Annotated in this window: 3 protein-coding genes; 1 reads left to right on the forward strand and 2 read right to left on the reverse strand. The window is 70.6% G+C overall.

The features are described from left to right. On the forward strand, window positions 1–404 hold a 404-nt coding region (locus JMF90_RS37400; RefSeq protein WP_201326372.1), incomplete at its 5' end, for a PGDYG domain-containing protein. A gap of 39 nt (window positions 405–443) precedes the next feature. Here the strand turns inward: JMF90_RS37400 and JMF90_RS37405 are convergent. Continuing rightward, complete coding sequence (locus JMF90_RS37405) at window positions 444–806, reverse strand: DUF3022 domain-containing protein (protein WP_027806439.1); 363 nt, start codon at window positions 804–806, stop codon at window positions 444–446. Window positions 807–818: 12 nt separating this feature from the next. Further along, window positions 819–1325, reverse strand: a 507-nt coding sequence (locus JMF90_RS37410) for a YhfC family glutamic-type intramembrane protease (protein ID WP_201326373.1), incomplete at its 5' end; no start/stop codon positions are given.

A 1325-nucleotide genomic window follows, 5' to 3' on the forward strand; every position in this document is an offset into this window, starting at 1 on the left:
GTACCGATCCGCAGGCTCGTCGCGTCGTCAAGGACGAAACCGTCGCCGTATCTTTCGCGGACGCCGACGGCGAACTGATGAGCCTCGAAGGCCCGAACCGTTATGTCGCGGGCGACGCGCTGATCACCGGCTCGACCGGCGACCGCTGGGTCGTGTCGCGCGCGCGCTTCGACGCCAAATACCTGCCCGCCGATCCGGCACTCGCGCACGGCACGCCGGGCGCCTACCGCAACCGGCCGGCCGTCGTGCTCGCGCGCCGGATGGACGAGGCGTTTACGATCGCCCGCTCGGAAAACGGCGACACGCTGCGCGGCGTCGCCGGCGACTGGGTGATGCAATACGCGCCCGGCGACTACGGCGTCGTGCAGGCGCAGCGCTTCGCGCAGGTCTACCGCGACGCGTAACGCGTGACGCACCGCGCCGGCCGAGGCCGGCGCCACGGCTCACGCAAAGTCTTCGTCGAGTTCGAGTTCCGCGTCGCGCTCGACGGCCTCGCCGGCCGCGTGCCGCTCTTCGAGCGAGCCGAGCATCGCTTCCGTATACGCATGCAGTACCGCATGGCTGCGCGCGCGCTGCATCGGCTTGAGCGCCAGGTAGCGCGCGAGCGCGGCCGGCACGATCCGGATGTCGAGCGTCATCCGCTTCGGCGTCGCGCCGAACCGCATCGCCAGCCAGTGCACGGCCAGGAAGCGCCCGCGTTCGTCGCTGCTTTCGGCGAAGCGCGTCTGCTCCGGAAAGAGATCGCAGATCACGCGCGCGAGCGCGTCGAATTCCGCGCTCTGGCATTCGATCAGATAGTCGTCCATTGCGCTCTCCCGTCAGGCCGCCGCACGCGACGGCCGGCACGCCTTCACCAGCGCGACCCCCAGGATCGCGACCAGCACGACATACGCGGCCTCGACCCACGCGGCCGGCAGCACGCGCACCTGGTACAGCAGCGTCGGCGTCGCCGCGAGCGCGTGCAGCACGATCGCGAGCGGCAACACGGCCATCCGGCCGGCCCGTACGCCGCGCCACACCAGCACCGACAGCGCCAGTTGCACCGCGAACGCCGCGCAGCGCTCGAGCAGCAACAGCAGGATCGACTGGGCCGACAGCGTCGCGAGCATCATGTGCAGCCGCACCACGGTGTCGACCGGCAGGTCGGACAACTGCGTCTCGAGCTGGCCGCGGCTCGCGAGCCACGCGAGATACGACCACTGGCCCCAGACGAGCACACCGACGAACCACGCTTCGGCGCCGCCGTGGCCGATGCCGTAGCCGATCCCGCGACCGTCGCCGGCCGATGCGCCATAGCGGCGGTCCAGAAAACGCATCCCGACATA

The sequence above is a fragment of the Burkholderia sp. E168m23 genome (genome assembly GCF_016586125.1).
GTDB classification, from domain to species: domain Bacteria; phylum Pseudomonadota; class Gammaproteobacteria; order Burkholderiales; family Burkholderiaceae; genus Burkholderia; species Burkholderia orbicola.